We start from the raw sequence: 19503 nt of genomic DNA, 5'->3' as shown, positions 1-19503 counted from the left end.
ATTTCTTAATTTTTATGTTAATCTGTCTATAGTAGGTTAACATAGGTTAATATGGTAAATGGAGTTAACAAGGGAGGATTACAATGGAAGATAAATATATTACTATACCAAAACTTGCCCAGATTATGGGCATTTCGCGTATTGCGGTTTATAAAAAAGTTAAAAAAGGAGAAATTAAAGCAATAAAAATTGGTAGGAATTACGCTATAAATAGAAAGTTAATTGATAATATCTTTGGTAAAGAATTAAATTCACAGGACAAAATAGAAATTGATACTGCCGTCCGGAAAACAGTAAAGGAATATGGGGAAGTGCTTAAACTCCTGGGTAGAGAATAATGAAACAAATCACAATAAAAGAAGTGGAATATCTTTCGTTCCGGTTGGCGAAAGAAATAATGTCTTTTAATGAGCCGATACCCAGTTTCTCCACTCGTTTTCCAAATAAATTAGAAAGTTGCATTGCGACACCGTTTCAAAGTTTTTCCGGCAAATCTCTTTATCCTTCTCTTATTGAAAAAGCAAGCATACTTTTTTATCTTATGGTTAAGAATCACCCGTTCCAAAATGGTAATAAAAGAATTGCAATGACAACAATGTTTGTGTTTTTTCATAAAAACATGAAATGGTTGGAAGTAAATACTCAGGAACTTTATAATTTTACCATCTGGATTGCCCAAAGCCCGTCAAAACTTAAAGATGAAACTATAAAAGCAATTGAAAAATTTTTAAAAACGTATATAGTAAATCTGTAGAATTTCAGGGATTAACACACGGAGTTCGGAGCTACAGCACCGAACGAGTATGAATTTTCTTGATTTTTTGCGTAATATTAATATAATTAAATTATAAATTGGGAACCATTTGAAAAACAGCGTTTTAATTACCGTAAAGTGAAAAAGCAAAATATTTGAAGATTTTTTAATTTGCCGGAACATTCAATAATTTGGTAAAAAAATATGGCTGTTAAAATTTTAATTGTTGATGATGTTGAGGAAACAAGAAAACTTCTAAGAGAAGTTTTAGAAATAGCCGGTTATGAAGTGCTTGAAGCTAAAAACGGAGTTGAAGCTTTACAGAAAGTAGAAGAACATCTTCCAAACCTGATTTTAACGGATTTAATGATGCCTCAAATGGACGGATTTACTTTAAATTCCAAATTGAAACAAAACGAAAAAACAAAAAATATACCCGTAGTAGTAAGTACGTCCCACAAAGACATTCACAGGGTTTTTAATGCATCCGATAAAACTGCTATAGCCGGATTCATAGAGAAGCCGTATAAAGTGGACGAAATATGGTCAATAATAGAAAAACTGCTCAAAAAATAATAATTTGTGCAGCATCCATTCTAATTTTTAACAATTCAGCAGTACACTCCAAAACTGATGTAAATAACTATCTAAAAACCGCAACTGAAAAATACAACAAACAAGATTTATCAGGTGCGTCTAAAGATATTGCTAAAGCGGCTAAATCCGGGAAAAGTGAAACAGATTTAGCGAAAATAAAGAAAAATGTTGCAGAAGCTTATTTTAAACGTGCAGGCGATAAATATAACAAAGACGATCTCTACGGCGCTATTGATGATTTTGAAAGCGGTTTAAAACTGCAAAACTCCGAATCAGCAAAAAACATTATGGGATTGTGCCTGAGCGAAATTATACAAAAACTTTATGTCGGGCAAAAGGATTATCAGAAATCAATAGTTTATCTGGAAAAACTGATTAAATTATACCCGGAAGACAAAGATTACAAAGAAATGTATGATATCGCCAAGAAACATGTAATTAAAGGCGTGGAAGCTCTTCCCGGGGTTGAGTCCCGCCAGGAAACTAAACGTATAGAAAGATTATTTGAATTAATGGAATCCAGGCTGCAAAGGCAGGAAGAGGTACTGAAAAGTTATAACGACCGTCTTGCCATGGAAATTCGCAAAGATGCCAAAGATGCAAAAATAGATAAAGAAAAATTTTTAAAAGATATTGAGAACACGGTAAATGTAAAGAAAAAGAATATTGTTTATACCGTTGGACTCGTAACTTTCGCTACAATGTGTGTTGCATTTTTTATATTTTTCCTGGCAGCGTGGTTCTTCAGGAAGAAGTCGAGTAAATATATGGAGATATACAACAGGAGGGAAGTTAACGGCCGGATTATTTCGGATGTATCCGTAAGTTTGCCTTATAAACAGGAAGAAGAGCCAAATCAAAGAATGATTGATGAACTTGAAATAATAAAAAGGGATTTAAACGGAGTGTCCGATTCAAAAGCTATCGAAGACGCTTTACAGCCGTATCTGGACTGCAATAATGAGTTTGTAAAAATAGCCGCTGCCGAGATTTTATTTACTCACGATAAAATAAAAGCACTTGGCATACTTAGTGTATTCCTGAACAGTCCCAATGCTTCAGTAAGAAGCAGCGCGGTAAAAACGTTAGGTGAACTGTCATCTCCCGAGGCGATTGAAATATTGTATGATTTTGTAAAAAACACTGAAGATGCCGGACTTAAAAAGGAAATAATCAAGTGTTTTATAGAAATATTGAAAAATACCGAACAGGTATTTCCGAATAATTTAACGGAAAAAATAAGAAAATATATTTTTGAAATCAAATCCAAGGAAATGTGGATTGTTGAATAACAGGAGTTTTTAATGGCTGTTAAAATGGACGATTTAAAAGACAGGTGGGCTAAAATAGAAGCCGAACTAAAAAAAAGAGAGGTAGATTTACAGGACAGCTTGTCTAAAAAAGAACAGGAACTATTGGAATTGAATATTAAAACAGCAGAAGAAAAAAATAAACTGGAAGACTCTTTTAAAAAGGAATTAGAAAAAAAAGAAAGCGAAAAACACGAACTTTCTGTCTTGTTGGAGAATCTTGAAAAAGAGAATAGTCTAAACAAAGAACAGTTGAGAAACAAAAATCACGAATACGAAGAACTAAAAAATAAAATCGACGTTAAATCAGAAGAAGTCCAAAATATAAATGAAAAGATGTCTTCTAATGACGTTCGTTGGCAGGAGAAAGTAAAATCCCTCCAGGCAGAGAATGCTGCATTGGAAAAGAAATTCTTCGAATACAGAAACCAGCCTTTAAACAAGATAAGTGAAGAAACAAAAGATGCCAATATAATCAAAGAACGCCACAAATGGGAACTTAAAGAGTTACAGAAAAAATATGACGAAGAAAAAAATAGAATTCTTAAAGATTTAATCCACGAACAAAGTCAAAAAAAAATATGGCAGTTTATCAGCTTTATTTTAGTCCTGGTTATTTTAGCACTATTAGCCCTAAGATTTTTCCCCCAAATATTACGCCTATTGCCAATATAATTCAGCAGTAACCAAGTCTTATTTGTAGTCGCACGCCCTCGCTCGCCCGCCAACGGTTTAGTGGTGGGGCGTGCTATAGCGTTTAGCACTCACTATGAACTATGAGCTAACCCAATGCTAATAAAACACTTAAAATCTTGTCCCTCATTCATAGCCGGTGATAACACTATCCTGCGTGAACTCTTACACCCTGACAAAGCCGACTTAAATCTCCGGTACAGTTTAGCCCACGCAGTTCTTAAACCCGGTAAAACCTCACAACCCCACAAACTGAAAACCTCCGAAGTTTACTACATTCTGGAAGGCAAAGGCAAAATGCACATCGGCAACGAGTCAAAAGATGTTTTTCCTTCTCAAGCAATATACATTCCCCCAAACACAAAACAATACATCAAAAACACCGGCAAAACCGACCTCAAATTCCTCTGCATAGTAGACCCCGCCTGGCGCCCCGAAGACGAAGAAGTTTTATCCACATAGTCTTTGTTTCATGTAGCCGCACCGCCTCGCGGTGCTGAATTTCTATCCTTATATTTGTCATTGCGAACGACCATAAGGGAGTGCGGCAATCCCGGCTTTAATTTAAAATGATTGCACGCAAATTGCACGCAAAAATATCCAATTGATGATTAAGAGTGACGACCCGACCCCTCACTTAGTTTACTTCGACAATATCTTCTACACGAAATCGTAAAATCCTGATATTATACTCAAGTATAATTGACCGATTCCTGAAATCTCCATATAATATCAATCACTAGGTTAAATTTTGGTCGATGTAATGATAGCTGCAGATTTTTTAAATAAAAAATAGACTTGAGGTCCGGTATAGTCCGGTCCCGTGAGAGCTATTGACTAACAAAGCAAAAACGAGGGAGAATCTTATGAGCAAATTAACCGGTTTCAAAATACCAGTTATTAATATGGAGAGAGCAAAGAATTTTCTAAAAAAAGTATTCAGCTGGAAAGTGGACGGTTGGGCTGAAAAATATTTTTATGTCAGGTCTGTAAAAACAAAAAAAATATGGAGCCAATCCAAAATGGACCGGTAAGCGAAGAGGCGGTTAACAAAGAAATAAAAGATGAAAAACCATTACTTGTGGTCCCCGTGTCTTCAATATCGGATTATTTGGAAAAAGTGAAAAAATCCGGAGGCAAAATCCTATCCGGTAAAAAAGAAACCGGTGTGAGCGGATGGCGGGCACAAATACAGGATACGGAAGGCAACAAATTCGATCTCTGGGAAGACAAAGTGAAAACAAATTAGAATATTTTAATTTAAGTTTAACGTTATTTTAATCTATTATTTTGTAAATTATAGAAAAGAATGAAAGAATGGTTGAAAGTGTGTGTAATCAGATACAATGAGCATTGTATCAGGAGGAGGAAAGTATGAATGAAAATGGTTTTTTTACACGTGTTTTTGGTGAGAGCCACGCTGGTTTTGTACGAAGCATTATAACCTACTTTGGTATCCTCATTTTCTTGGCTGGAATTGTCTTAATTGTCAAGGCTGTGTCCGGTAACGGCACGATTGACATAAAAATGGCGTTGGACGAAGGCAAGTTGGGAATTGGAAGCGTTGGGATAGTTTTGTCGTTCCTGGGGTTCCTGCTCCTCCTTGTGAGTTCTCTTTTCCGGGATCGTTCCTGAATCGAATCAAGGTACACAATACTAATTGACTTAACAGATAAAAAGGGTTAAAATGGTATATAAGTTAGCGAAAAGCAAACCGTAATGGTTTGTTAAAATGCCCGAAAGGGTGGGGAGGAAGAGTGAAGATTTATGTTGGTGGTATGGCTGTTGAAGTGACAGACGAGGAATTGAAAGCGGCTTTCCAAGCTTTTGGTGAAGTAACGAGTGTAAATGTTATTAAGGATAAGGGAACAGGGGCATCGAGAGGATTTGGTTTCGTCGAGATGGCTGATGAAGCAGGTAAGGCGGCAATTGCCGGTATGAATGGTAAGGAATTGAAAGGTAAACCGCTCACAGTAAATGAAGCCCGTTCAAAAAAGTAAAAATTAAGGGTTCAAGTCCCTCCCCACCAACAAAGTGTTGGCGGGCAGGGCTTGCATTTTAACATTTTGCAATATTGAGCCAGTTCATCCATCAACGTTTTTTTGTAGTTGCAGAGCTTGCTCTGCTTACTTTTTCGTCTTATAATAACGCTCCATTTGTAGCCGCACCGCCTCGCGGTGCCCACCAACGCCCCAGCAACGGCAACTATGAACTCCGAACTATTAACTATTCTCTATCCCCCCTTGCTTTTCCAACGGAAAAATAGTAATATAAATTAACTTAAATTTATGTTAGATAAAAACATTATTAACTCACTATTGACCGCCCAGAAGAATGAAATCACTGAAAATATTATTTATTCTAAACTTTCAGAAGTAATAAAAGATTCTAAGAATAAAGATATTTTAAGGCGTATAGCAAGTGAAGAATTAAAACATTATAACATATTTAAGGAATATACAAATAAAGATGTAAAACCGGATAAGCTAAAAATACTGAAATATTGGTTTATTTCAAGAGTATTAGGGTTAACATTCGGAATAAAACTATTAGAGAAAGGCGAGAAGAATGCAGGAATTAACTACGGAAATCTATCCCAGTTTTTACCTATTTTCAAAGATATTGTAAAAGATGAAAATGGACACGAAAAAGAACTTATAGGTTTAATAGATGAGGAACGGCTTAAGTATATCAGGTCTATGGTACTGGGTTTAAATGATGCGCTTATAGAACTTATGGGTGTACTCGCCGGATTAACTTTCGCATTTAAAAATACCCGCCTGATTGCAATGGTAGGATTAATTACCGGAATGGCCGGAGCGTTATCAATGGCTGCCTCGGAATACCTTTCTACTAAATCAGAAGAAGGGAATAAAAATCCTTTAAAAGCAGCAATCTATACCGGTTCTGTTTATATTTTTACCATGCTGATTTTGGTTTTTCCTTATTTGATTTTCTCAAGCATGTATTTAAGTGTTGGTTTGATGGTTTTTGATGCTATTTTAATGATTTACATATGTACTTTTTATATTTCTGTAGCCAAAGACATTTCTTTCAAAGAAAGATTTTTTGAGATGTCGCTAATTAGTTTGGGTGTAGCAGTTCTATCGTTTATTATAGGTATTCTTATAAAAAAACTCTTAAATATTCAAATTTAGATTAATCTTGCCCGCCAAAGAAGTTAGTATTTTTTGTATATCCGTTTGTAGTTTTTGTAGTCGCAGAGCTTGCTCTGCTTCCTTTTTTATTTTTTTTAAGCGTCATCTTTGCCTAATCTGTTTAATCGGGGATTGTTGGACATCTTTAGTACAACAATCACATTATGAACGAAAAATCAGCCTGTTTAGACGAAATCAAAATAGAAATAAACGAAAAATTCAAAGAAGCTCTTTCCTTGATGGAAAACTCCCAAAGACATATATTTATTACCGGTAAAGCAGGCACCGGTAAATCCACCCTATTAAACTATTTCCGTTCCAAAACATATAAAAAAATTGCCGTCCTTGCTCCCACCGGTGTTGCCGCCCTGAACGTTAAAGGAGAAACCATCCATTCTTTTTTCGGATTCAAACCGGACATTACACTTCAGAAAATCCATAAATTCTCGGAGAAAAGGACAAAAATATACAAAAATATTGACACAATTGTAATAGATGAAGTTTCAATGCTGAGAGCGGACTTGCTGGATTGTATTGACCATTTCCTGCGCATTAACGGCAGAAACGGAAGCGAACCTTTCGGAGGCGTCCAAATGGTATTTATCGGCGACCTTTACCAGCTTTCGCCTGTTGTAACTAATGATGAAAGACGTATCTTTGAGGATTATTATAAAGGCAGTTATTTCTTTTATGCAGATGCGTTTGACACTATTTCACTGGAATTTGTTGAGCTTGATAAAATATACAGACAAAAAGAAAAAATATTCATAGGTCTGCTCAATGGAATTCGCAATAATACAATAAACGAAGAAGAGTTGTCTTTATTGAACGAACGGGTCGGCAATTGTTTTCCGCAGGAAAACAGCAGAGAAGGTTTTACAATATATCTAACCACAACAAATGATATGGCGACAAGAATCAACAACGAATATCTCGAAAGAACAGAAAGCGAATATTTCAGGTTTGAAGCTGAAGTAACCGGCAATTTTAATGAACGGGCATTTCCTACCGATAGCGAACTTTATATCGGTAAAGGTTCACAGGTTATGCTGTTAAACAACGATGCCGAAGGACAATGGATAAACGGTACACTGGGTGAAGTAATTGACATAGAAATGGATAGTGAAGACAGACCTTGCGGTGTTGTAGTCCGATTTGCCGATGGTCAGATTAAATCTGTTATGCCCCATACATGGGAAATATTCCATTTCAAATACAATGAACCGCTTCGTGCAATTGAAACAGAAGTTATCGGCACTTTCACTCAATTACCCTTACGGCTCGCCTGGGCGGTCACCATACACAAGAGCCAGGGTAAAACATTTGACAGAGTCATTATAGACACAGGCAGAGGAATCTTCGCTCACGGTCAGATGTACGTCGCTTTAAGCAGGTGCACTTCGCTTGAAGGAATACTCCTGAAAAAACCGGTAAAACAATCCGACATACTTATGGACCCATGCATACTAGATTTCCTGGCAAGATGCAAGTCCGGCCATTCCGGAAAATATGTCTTTGACCCGGAATTGATATAAAGAGGAGATAGTTATTATGAGTAAAATTGTTGAAAACGAACCGGATTTCGATAAGACATTGAGCGAATGTTCTTCCATATTTGTTCTTTTTTATGCTTCATGGTGTCCTTACTGTCAAGAATTTCTTCCTGTTTTTGAAAAACATTCCAAAAAAGCAGAACATAAATTTTGCCGCGTAGTAGTTGATAGAACACCTGAATTAGAAGAGAAATATTCCATAGAAGTAGTCCCGACAGTAATATATTTTGAAAACGGCAAAGCAGTCAAACGCCTGGACGGTATTCCTGGCAGCGGGCTTACAGAACATCACCTTAACAACCTGATACTCTCATGCAAGTTGAGCAACAACAAAAACCCCTAATAGTGAGTTATCAGAGACACCCACTATTTAGTTAAAAGTCCCTTAAGTTGCAGTCTCTTGCCCTTGGGACCGTGTCATAACCCACGATTTGTCATTGCGAGAGCCAATTTATTGGCTCGTGGCAATCTCGTCCCTGACGGACTACATTTTATGAGATTGCTTCGCTAACGCTCGCAATGACATCGCGACATAGTCTTTTAATTTGTAGTCGCTTGCCCTCGGCAAGCATTTTTTACTAAAAAGTTATTTAAGGTTTCACAATGATTATCGATAATATTAAAAATGCTTCATTATATTATAATCTAAACGCCAGATTAAAATCCGCATTTTCTTTTCTAACAAGAAAAGATTTATCCGTAATGGAACCGGGCAAATATGAAATTGAAGGTACAGATATATTTGCAATTGTGCAGTCATATCAGACTAAACAAAAAGATAAAGGTTTCTGGGAATCACATAGAAAATATATTGATATTCAATATATGATTTCAGGAATTGAAAGCATAGGTTATGCTGATATTTCCTGTATGAAAACACTAAAGGAATACAGCGAAAAAGATGATTTACTGGTTTTGGAAGGCAACGGCGATTTTCTTACACTCAACCAAGACCATTTCGCAATTTTAATGCCTCAAGACGCCCACATGCCCGCCATTGTTCATGATACTCCGCAACCGGTAAAGAAAGTTGTAGTCAAGGTGAAAATATAAATATTTAAATGAAAATTGTAGCGGTTTAGATATTATTTGTTTAATCTGCCAAATAATCTCTTGATTTTTTTGCCTTACCTTGTTATAATAAAAACATAAGAAGTTGCAGTAACTAATTACCAAAGCTTGTCCTCGTGAAAACGGGGATTGGAAATAAAATAAACTAAAGACTTCTGGACTAAAATGAAAACACTTAATAAAAATCAAATAGATAAATATGCAGAAGTTTTAATTTGGGGTCTTAGAACCGTAAGAGCCAGCTTCAAAAAATACGATTCAATTCTAATCAGATGCGATTTAGCCGGTCTTGACCTTGGTGAAATTCTATATAAGAAGCTGGTTGAACAAAAATACAACGTAATTTTTAGAATACTCGCCACCCCGACACTCGAAAAGGACTTTTATAAGTTTTCGGACGAAAATCAAAGAAAATATGTCGCAGCCGGCGAAAGAGAACTGTATGAAAATTTAAACGGTAACATTTATATTAATGCACCTACTTCACTTACCCATTTAAAGGATATCGACCCGAAAAGAATCAGCGAAGTCGCCATTTCAAGAAAATTCTTAAGGGACATAATGACAAAGCGGGAGGAACATGGTCAGTTTGGCTGGACACTTTGCACATACCCGACCCAGCGGCTTGCCGAACAATCAAAACTTTCACTTGCCGAATATTCCAAACAAATAGCAAACGCATGTTTTCTTGACGAAAAAAACCCCGTAAAAAAATGGCAGGAAATCTATAAAAATACCCTTGAAATAAAAAAATGGCTCAATTCACTATCCATAGATACATTTAGAATTGAGAGCGATACAATGGATTTGCAGATAAAACTCGGCGACACAAGAAGATTTCTCGGAGTCAGCGGTCACAATATACCGAGTTTTGAAATATTCACATCACCGGATTGCAGGTACACAAAAGGAGTTTATTATTCTAACTTACCATCCTACAGAAGCGGGAATTATATCGAGTGTGTAAAACTCGAATTTAAAGACGGCAAAGCGAGCAAAGTATCTGCCAAAACAGGCGAAGAGTTTACCAGGAAAATATTAAATACGGATAAAGGCGCGAATAAAATCGGTGAGTTTTCCTTAACAGATAAAAGATTTTCAAAAATAGATAGATTTATGGCAGACACGCTTTTTGATGAAAACCATGGCGGGAAATACGGCAACTGCCACATAGCAGTAGGCGACTCTTACTCCGAAACATATTCAGGCGATGTATCAAAATTAGATAATAAAAAGAAAGAAAAACTCGGTTTCAACAGTTCAGCGATTCACTGGGATTTAGTCAACACCGAAGCCAAAAAAGTAACCGCCAAACTGAAAACCGGTAAAATAGTAACTGTCTACGAAAACGGAATCTTTAAATATTAATAGCAATAGAACAAAGTTTAACTTGTTGAACATAGGTGGACTTATAAAAGAAGTAATTCAACCATTTAAACAACACCCCCTAAAAGTGTTAAAAATCGAGTGTAAAGAGTGTAATTAATATGACAGAACATGATATAATAACGACAAAAATCTTTAAGAGCAATAAAGAGTTTATTGCTAAAAGAACAAAAAGGATTGAGGAAGCTATTGCTTTTAAAGGTGGAACAATAGAAAAACCTATAAAGCATTTAATATCTGCTTTGCCTAACGGAAAAGAAACATACTTTTTTAAACCTGGGAAAGAGACTTTAAGAAAAATCCCAAATTTATATGATATGGCACCCAACGTTGGCACAAACGGAGTAAGTGAAACTGAAAAGTGGTCGTTTGAAAAAATTTTGGAATATCTCATAAAGATTTCAATTATCAATCAAATTATTTTCAAGAAAATTTTAGTAATACTTTATCGGAATTGTTTTCTAATAGACCATCAAGAAATTGAAGAAGGAAAATTCCGATATTTACCTTCTAATGATTTATTAGAATATATTGATAAAATTGAGTTTGGTTTAAAAGACGGATTTATGGATAAATTCAAAACCACAGAAATTGGATTACTGGAGTATTTGCATTTTATGGATTTACTTGGATGGAATGAAGATGTAAAATATCATATTGTCGAGGGGAAACCTGATTTCATAAAATACAACAATAAAGTTGGCAGAGTAAATACGATACTTAGTGTGATTAGCACACCGTTAATGATTAGTAATTTCATTTTGGACATCATTCATAAAACAGAAAATAAAGGAATAATAGATGTGAAGTTAATTACATCTACAATTCAAATGCTTGTAAAATCAAGAGGTATTTGTGTGCTTTCAAATAAAGAATTGTTAAAAGATTTAATTCCATATTTAAGAGGTTAAATCGTATGAGTATTGAGGAAATAAATAATTTCAGAAACAAAGTATTCAACGAAGATGTTTTTAAAATCTTGAAACAACTGCCTGATAAAAGTATTGATATGATTTACGGAGATCCGGATTATAACGTTGGAATAAAATATGGTGATAAGTCGTATACTACAAGTTTTGACGAATATATTGAATGGTACGTTAGATTGATAAGAGAATCATTCAGGGTTTTGAAAGATTCAGGTAATATGTTTTTGATAAATTATCCAAAGCAAAATGCGTATTTGCGGGTAAAATATTTGGATAAGGTGTGTTACGAGGTTTCAGATTATGTCTGGATTTATAATACGAACGTAGGTCAGTCACCGAATCGCTTTACGACTGCCCATAGAAGTATTTTACATTGCAGGAAGACAAAAAACAATAAATTTTATAAAGAAAATGTGGCTGTTCCTTATAAAAATCCTACGGATAAAAGAATTATGCAAAATTTAGCAAACGGTTCAAAAGGAAGGATGCCATACAACTGGTTTTATTTTGATTTAGTAAAAAATGTGAGCAAAGAAAAAACTTTTCATGCTTGTCAAATACCACAGAAACTTTCAGAAATGTTGGTTAAATCTTGTACTCAACCGGAAGATATTGTTTTAATTCTTTTTGGCGGCAGTGGTTCGGAAATAGAAGTATGTAAAAATCTTAAGCGGTATTATGTGTCTGCCGAACTTGATGAAAAATATCATAAAATGATAATTGACAGATTAGACAAAGGACAAATAGACCAAAAATATAAATTGAATTTGAGGAAATACGATTCTAAGAATATGCACGCTCAACTTACACTACTTGAAAAGTCTCATGCTCGCATATATTCCTCAAAAGGAAAATAAGAAAAAAGGCATGTTAAGTAGAATATTTCAGTACAATGTTTAGACTGTTGGAATAACAATCAAGCAATTGAATCCTAACTACGAGTAAAAATAATTACCAAAATAAATAAGTATTGTGTCCCTCAATTTTGTTATAATAAATGAGGTAAAAATGTATAAAAAAAAGAAAAAAAGAAAACTACACATAAAAGAAAATATTGCTACTTACAGTACAGAAAAATCTGTAAGAAATATCGATAATTTTATAAATAAAATAATTTGTGGAGACAGTATAAAAATAATGAAACAGATCCCTGATGGGTCTGTTGATTTAATTGTTACTTCACCTCCGTATAACTTAAAAAATTCTACCGGCAACGGAATGAAAGGTAGCCGGACTGGTAAGTGGGCAAATGCTGCCCTGCAAAACGGATACAGTCATCATAATGATTGTATGCCTCACGATGAATATGTAAAGTGGCAAAGAGATTGTTTAAAAGAAATGATGAGAATAATTCCTGAAGATGGTGCGATTTTTTACAACCATAAATGGCGCGTTCAAGCAGGGCTTTTACAAGATAGGCAGGACATTATTAATGGATTTCCTATCAGACAAATTATTATTTGGAAAAGGAAAGGTGGATTGAACTTTAATCCAGGCTATTTTTTGCCGACCTATGAAGTTATTTATTTGATAGCCAAACCAAAATTTAAACTTGAGCCAAGAGCTAATGCATATGGTGACGTTTGGGAATTTACACAAGAAATGAATAATGAACACCCCGCTGCATTTCCGGTTAGTTTAATCAATAGGATTATATCTTCAACGAGTGCAAAAATTATTTTAGATCCTTTTATGGGTTCGGGTACTACGGCAATTGCAGCAATTAATTACAAGCGAAATTATATTGGAATTGATACTTCTCCGGATTATTGTAAGATGGCAGAAGAGAGAATTAAAAAACATTCTATGCAAACCGTACTTTTATAGATATGACAAAACCGATAATTTATACAAAACAAACATTGATTGATAAATTAAAAGAAATTGCCGCATTGGGATGGATTCCTAATGCCCGCAAAGGAAATCAGGGCGGTGTAGGTAATACTTTAGAGGATTTGCTCGGAATTAAAGAAAATAATTTACCAATACCGAATGCAGCAGAATGGGAATTAAAAACGCAACGTCTAAATTCCACTGCTCTAACAACTTTATTTCATACTGAGCCATCTCCTCGTGCAGTTCGTTTTGTGCCGCAAATATTTTTAACAAAATACGGCTGGGCTCATGAAGAATCTGGTAAGAAGTATGCCACCGGTGAAATGAGTTTTAGACAAACAATTCACGGTATATCAAGAAGCGATCGCGGTTTTATGGTAGTAATTGACAGAAAAGAAAAAAAAGTTTTAATTTCTTTTGATGCAAAAGCAGTTGACATTAGGCATTCCGACTGGCTAAAAACAGTAAAAGAACGAATAGGATTAAAAGAATTAGACCCACAACCCTACTGGGGTTTTGATGATTTGGAGCATAAAGCAGGGACAAAACTTTTAAATTGTTTTTATGTGCAAGCCGAAGTCAAAATCGAACGAAAGAAAGAATATTATAAATATTCAAAAGTAATGATGTTACAGAAATTCACTTTTGAAGGATTTTTGAAAGCAATTGAGAGTGCAAAAATACTTGTAGATTTCGATGCCCGCACCGGACATAATCACGGCACAAAATTCAGAATGAAACAAAATTCTCTGCCGTTACTATACAAGAAATCTACGATTATAATTTGAAAAAACTATATAAGAATTAGAAATAAGATAATAAACAAAAGGTGGTAAATAAACTGAAATGAATGATGTTAAAATGGAGGGACTGACTCTTACTACCCACTCTGTAGTAATTAAGAGGCAAATATAATTTACAAATTTTTGAAAATCCGCTAATATTATGTAAAAATAGATTAGCGGATTTTTATTTAAAAAGATAGCTTTAAAATTCGCATTATTCGGTTGCACATTATTATATGCAAAAAGTACTTGACAAAATACTAAAAATACTTTAAACTTAATAGTATAGATTCTATTTAAAAAATATAACTGATTATCTTTAAGAACCTAGCAAATAAAAAGAGGAAATTACTGGCGAAGTTAGAGGACAGTGTTTAAATGGTTGATATAACTATGTGCATCCGGCAGTTATCTTGTTCGTAAACTAGCATTAATTAGAAGTTAAATAAGTAATTTGAACAGATCAAGCGAAAGATTAATAAACAGAGAAGAATTCGATATTCAGATTTAAATATTTGGGAACGGCAAGTTGACCATTTAAACACCGTCCCCTATCACGTCCCGGGAGATTAACATGCCAAATAAATTAAATTTTGAATACGAAATAATGTGTAATTATACATTTATTATGTTGTGTGCAAGGAAAGCAGAGACCTATGTAAAAAAACATTATTGGTTTTGTGATAGAGCAGAAGTTGCATCATTTATGGGTAATCTTTCCAATAGTTGCAAGGAATTGGCAGATGAACTTAAGGATTTCAATATAAATAAATTACAATATACTCCCCTTATCATACCTAAAAGAAAAACAATATCTAAGAAGAAAAAACAAGATTATACAGTGAGATATTTAACGAATATCCAATTCAGGGAACAGGTTATTTGGGCAGCATTACTAACGTGTATTGGAGATATTTTTGATAGTAAATACGGTGATCCCAATTCAGATATTAACAGTATTAAATCTAAAATATATGGCAATCGATTGTCATTGTGTTGGGAATATTCAAAATTATTGGGAAATGAAGAACCAGTTATGGTTCCCGGAAATAGAAATATATATAGAGATTATTACGAAGACTATAATAACTTCATTATAGAAACAGAAAAAATGTTCAATGAAAACTGTCAAAATAGTAATCACAATATTTGTTTACTTTCATCTGACATTTCTAACTTTTACCCAACAATAAATAGAGAAACTCTGTTTAAAATAATAAACGATTCCTTGAGTGTATACTCCGGTTCAGAAGGTTATATTAAATTGCTTAGAAATTTATTGCTGGATAATTTTGAAATAGAAAACAACAATATTAAACACAATTGGTTACAAAATAATAAAAAAAAACTTGGAATACCTCAAGGATTAATTTCTGCAGGTTTCCTATCAAACATTTATTTAAATAAATTCGATGAAAATATATCAAATATGGAAGGTCTTGTCTTTTATTCTAGGTACGTTGATGATTTCAGAGTTATAATTAAGCATGATAATAGTAGAAGTGGTGCAATTGTTTTAGAGAAACATTTTGTTTTCAATAAAGCCAAAAAATATTTAAGTGAATTAAGTTTAAAAATCAACCCGGGAAAATCAACAATAATTGATGTGAAATGTCCGACGACAAAACTCGTTCAAGGCAGAGTTGCTGAAAGAATGGAAACTATAAGAAAGAGGGCATATTTACCATTAATTCCAGAAGATGCAAGAGAATTGCAAAAAGATATCGAAATGTTATATTCAACAAAGATTCCATTACCTACCGTAACAAAAGTAAATAAAACTATTTATGATAATGAAGAACATATATTAGATGGACCAGGGGTTAGAGAAGATTCTAAGAAAAGATTTTGTGCTCATAAATGGTTATATATTTGGAATGACCAATTGAATATAGATGATAATTTTGGTACTGGAGATAACATTGATAGTTTTGGTAAAGAACTAATTAAACACTGGATGTTAGAGCAAAATCAACAAATACAATTAATGATAGGATTAATTTTGCAGAGAGATACTCTTGTTGTAGATGATATAAATAATGGATTAGAAGAATTGATAAATGATAATCAATGGGATTGGTTCTTTTATAATATTGCCTTTTTGATGGATTCGTGTTGTTCTTTTAATTATTGGGTACAAAAAACAATCAAAGATCATTATATCAATAAAGTAAAAACAATCTATAATTATTTTAAAGATAAAATTAATACTCAAAATATACCAACATATTATAGACAAAAAGAAACTATATTTAAAATATGGCTTGAAATATATGAAGGTAACTATTTTGTCAATTCAGTCGCTTATGGTGAATTGTTTACTGATATAAATGATATTAATAATTACTACAATTTTTATGTAAATTTATATCACGATAAAAACAAAATATTGTCATATTTGTATGAAAAGATATTAAATAAAAAAAAAGTAAGTAGAGAAGAGAATATTATTTTTTATGAAAAAATATATTATGACGATGCAATTGATGAAAAGATAAAAGATAAAGTATTGGTTTTAGGATATAATGCTAAAATAAAACAGTTCAGTTCTTTTCAGACCGATGTTTTAAAAGGCAAATATCGCTCAAATACAGAATTTGTTAAACTTGCATTAAACATATTAAAAAATTTAGATGCTAATCGTAACTTGCCATCATATCTTAAGTTATTTGCTGATGATAAATTTCAGATTAGTTTTAAACATGATATTAAGTATTTAAGAAAACATGGATCTGGTAATTGGGCTTATAAAGTTGGTAAAATACTATTATGTGCAATGACAGGAAAAATAAAATATATAAAAGGATTACCCGATTCAGAGAGACTTTTTATCAATACAAAACCTGAAATGTTGTATCATGAAGGTGCTTGTTTGAATTATAAGTTGGTTAGATGGGTTTCAAGATTATGCCAACTTACAGGTACTCTTGAATCTCGAGTAGCAGGCGATATTGATATTACAGATATAAAAAAAGCTATTAAGGAATTAGAAAAAGAAGAAGCGATAATTAGTAAACTATCAAATTCAGAAATGGGATTGTCTACAATTGACATTAGTGAAATAAGAGACGAACAAAGAGGATCTGCCGATAATGAAATAAGAGTTGGTTTATGTCAAATTGAGCCAATCTTTGATGTAGAAAAGTTTGAAGATAATTATAATAAAATTCTAACTGATAAACAAATAATAATGAAAACAAGAATATTATTAAGAAGATTTTTAAAAATATGGCAAGAGAATGATAAGGTTTATTTAAATTCTAGTATGATAAACAAAAATAAATCTTTTACAAATATCTTAGTATTCCCAGAAATATTTATACCGCATGAGGCTATAAGTGATCTAAAGAAATATTCTAAAATATATAATTTAATCATAGTTGGGGGATTATGGTATTCTGAAATAAAAACTCTTAATAGAAATAAAGACTATAAAAATGAGTTACTATGGATTTTTCCAGAACCAAATATATTTAAAAAAGATGATAGGGATTCTATGTATATAAAACAAAATAAGTTATATCCCACTTCTTTTGAAAAAAAGTCTTTAAAGATTAAAGAAGCAAATCCTAAAACTATTTACAAGATTAACATTAAAGGAATTAAAAATGATGTTACAATTTGTGGAGTGCTGTGCTATGATTTTACTTCAGTAGAATTAAAAACTTTATTAAAAAATAATTCAGATTTATTAATCGTACCTAGTTTTAATAGGGATGTTCATACGTTTGATAATCTTGCAGAATCTTCAAATTATGAAATGTTTTCACACGTAATCGTTTTAAATACTGGATTTTATGGGGGATCTTCTGTCCGTGCGCCTTATTATGAAGTAAGGGATAAAAGAATATTTGATATTCATGGTTCTAAATTGAGTAATATTGCTTTAAGAGAGTTGAGAATAAATGAAATAAAAAAGGGTAACGGAAGGAAAATTAAAGAAAAACCAGCTGGTTTTTCTATACAAGGTTAGGGGATGGTGTTTAAATGGTTGATATAACTATTGGCATCCGGCAGTTATCTTGTTCGTAAACTAGTATTAATTAGAAGTTCAAAAAGTAATTTGAACAGCTTAAGCGAAAGATCAATAAACAGAGAAGAATTCGATATGCAGATTTAAATATTTGGGAACGACAAGTTGACCATTTAAACACCGTCCCCTAACCCTAATTAAAATAAAAAAAATGGGGCCTCTTCATATTTTTGAAAAAATTAAATTGGAGGATGATAAATGGAAAAGTTTAACTTTCTCAGTGGAGATGAATTTCGTAAATCATTGGAAGCAGACTACCATGAATTATCATTATGTATGGATGCTGGTGCGTGGAAATCAGTTTATGTGTTGGCTGGTAGTATTATTGAAGCAATACTTACAGATTATCTTGTATCAATTGATTATCATAAAAAGGCTTCAGTTGATCCTTTAAAATTAGATTTAGCCCAGGCTATTTCAGCGTGTAAAAAAGAATGTGTTTTATCAGATAAATCAGAGCAATTATCAAGTGCTATAAAATCATATAGAAATTTAATTCATCCTGGAAGAAAGATAAGACTTTCAGAAAATGTTGATAAAAATGGTGCAATTGTAGCCAGCGCGTTGGTTGATATTATTATAAAAGAAATTTCTACTACAAGAATGAAAAATTATGGGTATACAGCCGAACAGATTATATCAAAAATAGAATCAGATCCATCTGCGATATCAATTATAGGACATATAATAAAAGATATAAATAAATACGAATTAGAAAATCTTTTATTACGAGTAATTCCAGAGAGATATATATCATTAACGAATTCAGACTGTCCTTCAGAAATAGTATTGGCATCTCTTGGAAATTGTTTTCATTCGGCATTTAAATCAGCTTCTAAAGATATTAGAAAAAAAGTCGCACGGAAGTATATTGCTATTCTTAAAGAGGAAAGTGAAGGGATAGTATTTACTTATGAAAATAAATTATTTAGAATAGAATACTTCAAATATTTTTCTAAGTCAGAAAAAAAGATTGCGAAAGAACATATTCTTTCACGATTAGAAAAAGAAGAAAAAGAAAAATATGCAGACTTATCACTTTTATCATCCATAAAAGGCATAGGTGAGTATCTAGAAATAAACGAAATATCTAATTTTGTTGATTCTTTATCAGTGATTTTTGTATATACTGAAATAGAAAATTTAAAAGATACTGCTAAAAAATGTTTAACAACTGAATATTCAAATATGAAAGAAAATGTTCAAGATAAAATGATTAAAAGAATTGATGATTGGATTAAATATTTAAAAGATAACCAGAATAACCCAGCTGCCAAAGAAATGCAAGAAATTAAAGACTATTGTAAACCAATTCCTTTTTGATAAGTATAGAAAACCGGGACGCTTTATATTTTCTAATGTGAAAACTTGAAAAATATTATTACATCCAAGGGGACG

At 32.9% G+C, this 19503-nt stretch carries 21 protein-coding genes; all 21 read left to right on the top strand.

What is annotated here, in order from left to right:
• The first annotated feature begins 83 nt into the window (after positions 1-83).
• The 21 genes from PHE88_02910 to PHE88_02810 all read left to right on the top strand — a co-directional run bounded on the left by PHE88_02910 (position 84) and on the right by PHE88_02810 (position 19428).
• Complete coding sequence (locus PHE88_02910; protein ID MDD5686768.1) at positions 84-338, top strand: helix-turn-helix domain-containing protein; 255 nt, start codon at positions 84-86, stop codon at positions 336-338.
• Positions 338-754 carry a type II toxin-antitoxin system death-on-curing family toxin gene (locus PHE88_02905; protein ID MDD5686767.1) on the top strand — a complete coding sequence of 139 codons (417 nt, stop codon included), beginning with the start codon at positions 338-340 and terminating at the stop codon, positions 752-754. Before PHE88_02910 ends, PHE88_02905 begins: the two co-directional genes overlap by 1 nt.
• 204 nt (positions 755-958) lie before the next feature.
• The gene (locus PHE88_02900; protein MDD5686766.1) at positions 959-1330 is read left to right on the top strand and encodes a response regulator; all 372 of its coding nucleotides are present in this window, start codon (positions 959-961) and stop codon (positions 1328-1330) included.
• The gene (locus PHE88_02895; protein ID MDD5686765.1) at positions 1297-2643 is read left to right on the top strand and encodes a HEAT repeat domain-containing protein; all 1347 of its coding nucleotides are present in this window, start codon (positions 1297-1299) and stop codon (positions 2641-2643) included. The genes PHE88_02900 and PHE88_02895 overlap by 34 nt, the downstream gene beginning before the upstream one ends.
• 12 nt (positions 2644-2655) lie before the next feature.
• Positions 2656-3336, top strand: a complete 681-nt coding sequence (locus tag PHE88_02890; protein MDD5686764.1) for a hypothetical protein — start codon at positions 2656-2658, stop codon at positions 3334-3336.
• Between the two features lie 114 nt (positions 3337-3450).
• On the top strand, positions 3451-3816 hold the full coding sequence (locus PHE88_02885; GenBank protein ID MDD5686763.1) for a cupin domain-containing protein: 366 nt from the start codon (positions 3451-3453) through the stop codon (positions 3814-3816).
• 404 nt (positions 3817-4220) lie between these two features.
• Positions 4221-4388, top strand: coding sequence for a hypothetical protein (locus PHE88_02880; GenBank protein MDD5686762.1), 168 nt, complete (start codon positions 4221-4223; stop codon positions 4386-4388).
• A complete protein-coding gene (locus tag PHE88_02875; protein ID MDD5686761.1) occupies positions 4361-4603 on the top strand; it encodes a hypothetical protein in 243 nt (80 codons plus the stop codon). Before PHE88_02880 ends, PHE88_02875 begins: the two co-directional genes overlap by 28 nt.
• A gap of 125 nt (positions 4604-4728) precedes the next feature.
• A complete protein-coding gene (locus PHE88_02870; GenBank protein ID MDD5686760.1) occupies positions 4729-4989 on the top strand; it encodes a hypothetical protein in 261 nt (86 codons plus the stop codon).
• A 122-nt stretch (positions 4990-5111) separates the two neighbouring features.
• Entirely contained in the window at positions 5112-5354 is a 243-nt protein-coding gene (locus PHE88_02865) for an RNA-binding protein (protein MDD5686759.1), read from the top strand.
• Positions 5355-5642: 288 nt separating this feature from the next.
• The gene (locus PHE88_02860) at positions 5643-6512 is read left to right on the top strand and encodes a VIT1/CCC1 transporter family protein (protein MDD5686758.1); all 870 of its coding nucleotides are present in this window, start codon (positions 5643-5645) and stop codon (positions 6510-6512) included.
• A 164-nt stretch (positions 6513-6676) separates the two neighbouring features.
• On the top strand, positions 6677-8047 hold the full coding sequence (locus PHE88_02855; GenBank protein ID MDD5686757.1) for a DEAD/DEAH box helicase: 1371 nt from the start codon (positions 6677-6679) through the stop codon (positions 8045-8047).
• Between the two features lie 16 nt (positions 8048-8063).
• Complete coding sequence (locus tag PHE88_02850; protein ID MDD5686756.1) at positions 8064-8408, top strand: thioredoxin family protein; 345 nt, start codon at positions 8064-8066, stop codon at positions 8406-8408.
• A 260-nt stretch (positions 8409-8668) separates the two neighbouring features.
• Entirely contained in the window at positions 8669-9118 is a 450-nt protein-coding gene (locus PHE88_02845) for a YhcH/YjgK/YiaL family protein (GenBank protein MDD5686755.1), read from the top strand.
• A gap of 183 nt (positions 9119-9301) precedes the next feature.
• Positions 9302-10504, top strand: a complete 1203-nt coding sequence (locus PHE88_02840; protein ID MDD5686754.1) for an aminopeptidase — start codon at positions 9302-9304, stop codon at positions 10502-10504.
• Positions 10505-10623: 119 nt separating this feature from the next.
• Positions 10624-11433: a hypothetical protein gene (locus PHE88_02835; protein ID MDD5686753.1), complete on the top strand. Its 810-nt coding sequence runs from the start codon at positions 10624-10626 to the stop codon at positions 11431-11433.
• Between the two features lie 5 nt (positions 11434-11438).
• A complete protein-coding gene (locus PHE88_02830; protein ID MDD5686752.1) occupies positions 11439-12308 on the top strand; it encodes a site-specific DNA-methyltransferase in 870 nt (289 codons plus the stop codon).
• Positions 12309-12588: 280 nt separating this feature from the next.
• Positions 12589-13278: a site-specific DNA-methyltransferase gene (locus tag PHE88_02825; protein MDD5686751.1), complete on the top strand. Its 690-nt coding sequence runs from the start codon at positions 12589-12591 to the stop codon at positions 13276-13278.
• 2 nt (positions 13279-13280) lie between these two features.
• On the top strand, positions 13281-14075 hold the full coding sequence (locus tag PHE88_02820; protein MDD5686750.1) for an MvaI/BcnI family restriction endonuclease: 795 nt from the start codon (positions 13281-13283) through the stop codon (positions 14073-14075).
• A gap of 571 nt (positions 14076-14646) precedes the next feature.
• Positions 14647-18045 carry an RNA-directed DNA polymerase gene (locus PHE88_02815; GenBank protein MDD5686749.1) on the top strand — a complete coding sequence of 1133 codons (3399 nt, stop codon included), beginning with the start codon at positions 14647-14649 and terminating at the stop codon, positions 18043-18045.
• Positions 18046-18303: 258 nt separating this feature from the next.
• Positions 18304-19428 (top strand): hypothetical protein, encoded by a 1125-nt coding sequence (locus tag PHE88_02810; GenBank protein MDD5686748.1) that lies wholly within the window; start codon positions 18304-18306, stop codon positions 19426-19428.
• Positions 19429-19503: the final 75 nt, after the last annotated feature.

This window comes from Elusimicrobiota bacterium, assembly GCA_028718185.1.
GTDB lineage: Bacteria > Elusimicrobiota > UBA8919 > UBA8919 > UBA8919 > JAQUMH01.
The sequence above is the reverse complement of the archived record's forward strand: the minus strand, read 5'-3'. Positions and strand labels throughout refer to the sequence as shown.

Coding starts and splice junctions, on each gene's coding strand:
- PHE88_02910 (MDD5686768.1), top strand. CDS start 84: ATGGAAGATAAATATATTACTATACCAAAACTTGCCCAGATTATGGGC.
- PHE88_02905 (MDD5686767.1), top strand. CDS start 338: ATGAAACAAATCACAATAAAAGAAGTGGAATATCTTTCGTTCCGGTTG.
- PHE88_02900 (MDD5686766.1), top strand. CDS start 959: ATGGCTGTTAAAATTTTAATTGTTGATGATGTTGAGGAAACAAGAAAA.
- PHE88_02895 (MDD5686765.1), top strand. CDS start 1,297: ATGGTCAATAATAGAAAAACTGCTCAAAAAATAATAATTTGTGCAGCA.
- PHE88_02890 (MDD5686764.1), top strand. CDS start 2,656: ATGGCTGTTAAAATGGACGATTTAAAAGACAGGTGGGCTAAAATAGAA.
- PHE88_02885 (MDD5686763.1), top strand. CDS start 3,451: ATGCTAATAAAACACTTAAAATCTTGTCCCTCATTCATAGCCGGTGAT.
- PHE88_02880 (MDD5686762.1), top strand. CDS start 4,221: ATGAGCAAATTAACCGGTTTCAAAATACCAGTTATTAATATGGAGAGA.
- PHE88_02875 (MDD5686761.1), top strand. CDS start 4,361: ATGGAGCCAATCCAAAATGGACCGGTAAGCGAAGAGGCGGTTAACAAA.
- PHE88_02870 (MDD5686760.1), top strand. CDS start 4,729: ATGAATGAAAATGGTTTTTTTACACGTGTTTTTGGTGAGAGCCACGCT.
- PHE88_02860 (MDD5686758.1), top strand. CDS start 5,643: ATGTTAGATAAAAACATTATTAACTCACTATTGACCGCCCAGAAGAAT.
- PHE88_02855 (MDD5686757.1), top strand. CDS start 6,677: ATGAACGAAAAATCAGCCTGTTTAGACGAAATCAAAATAGAAATAAAC.
- PHE88_02850 (MDD5686756.1), top strand. CDS start 8,064: ATGAGTAAAATTGTTGAAAACGAACCGGATTTCGATAAGACATTGAGC.
- PHE88_02845 (MDD5686755.1), top strand. CDS start 8,669: ATGATTATCGATAATATTAAAAATGCTTCATTATATTATAATCTAAAC.
- PHE88_02840 (MDD5686754.1), top strand. CDS start 9,302: ATGAAAACACTTAATAAAAATCAAATAGATAAATATGCAGAAGTTTTA.
- PHE88_02835 (MDD5686753.1), top strand. CDS start 10,624: ATGACAGAACATGATATAATAACGACAAAAATCTTTAAGAGCAATAAA.
- PHE88_02830 (MDD5686752.1), top strand. CDS start 11,439: ATGAGTATTGAGGAAATAAATAATTTCAGAAACAAAGTATTCAACGAA.
- PHE88_02825 (MDD5686751.1), top strand. CDS start 12,589: ATGAAACAGATCCCTGATGGGTCTGTTGATTTAATTGTTACTTCACCT.
- PHE88_02820 (MDD5686750.1), top strand. CDS start 13,281: ATGACAAAACCGATAATTTATACAAAACAAACATTGATTGATAAATTA.
- PHE88_02815 (MDD5686749.1), top strand. CDS start 14,647: ATGCCAAATAAATTAAATTTTGAATACGAAATAATGTGTAATTATACA.
- PHE88_02810 (MDD5686748.1), top strand. CDS start 18,304: ATGGAAAAGTTTAACTTTCTCAGTGGAGATGAATTTCGTAAATCATTG.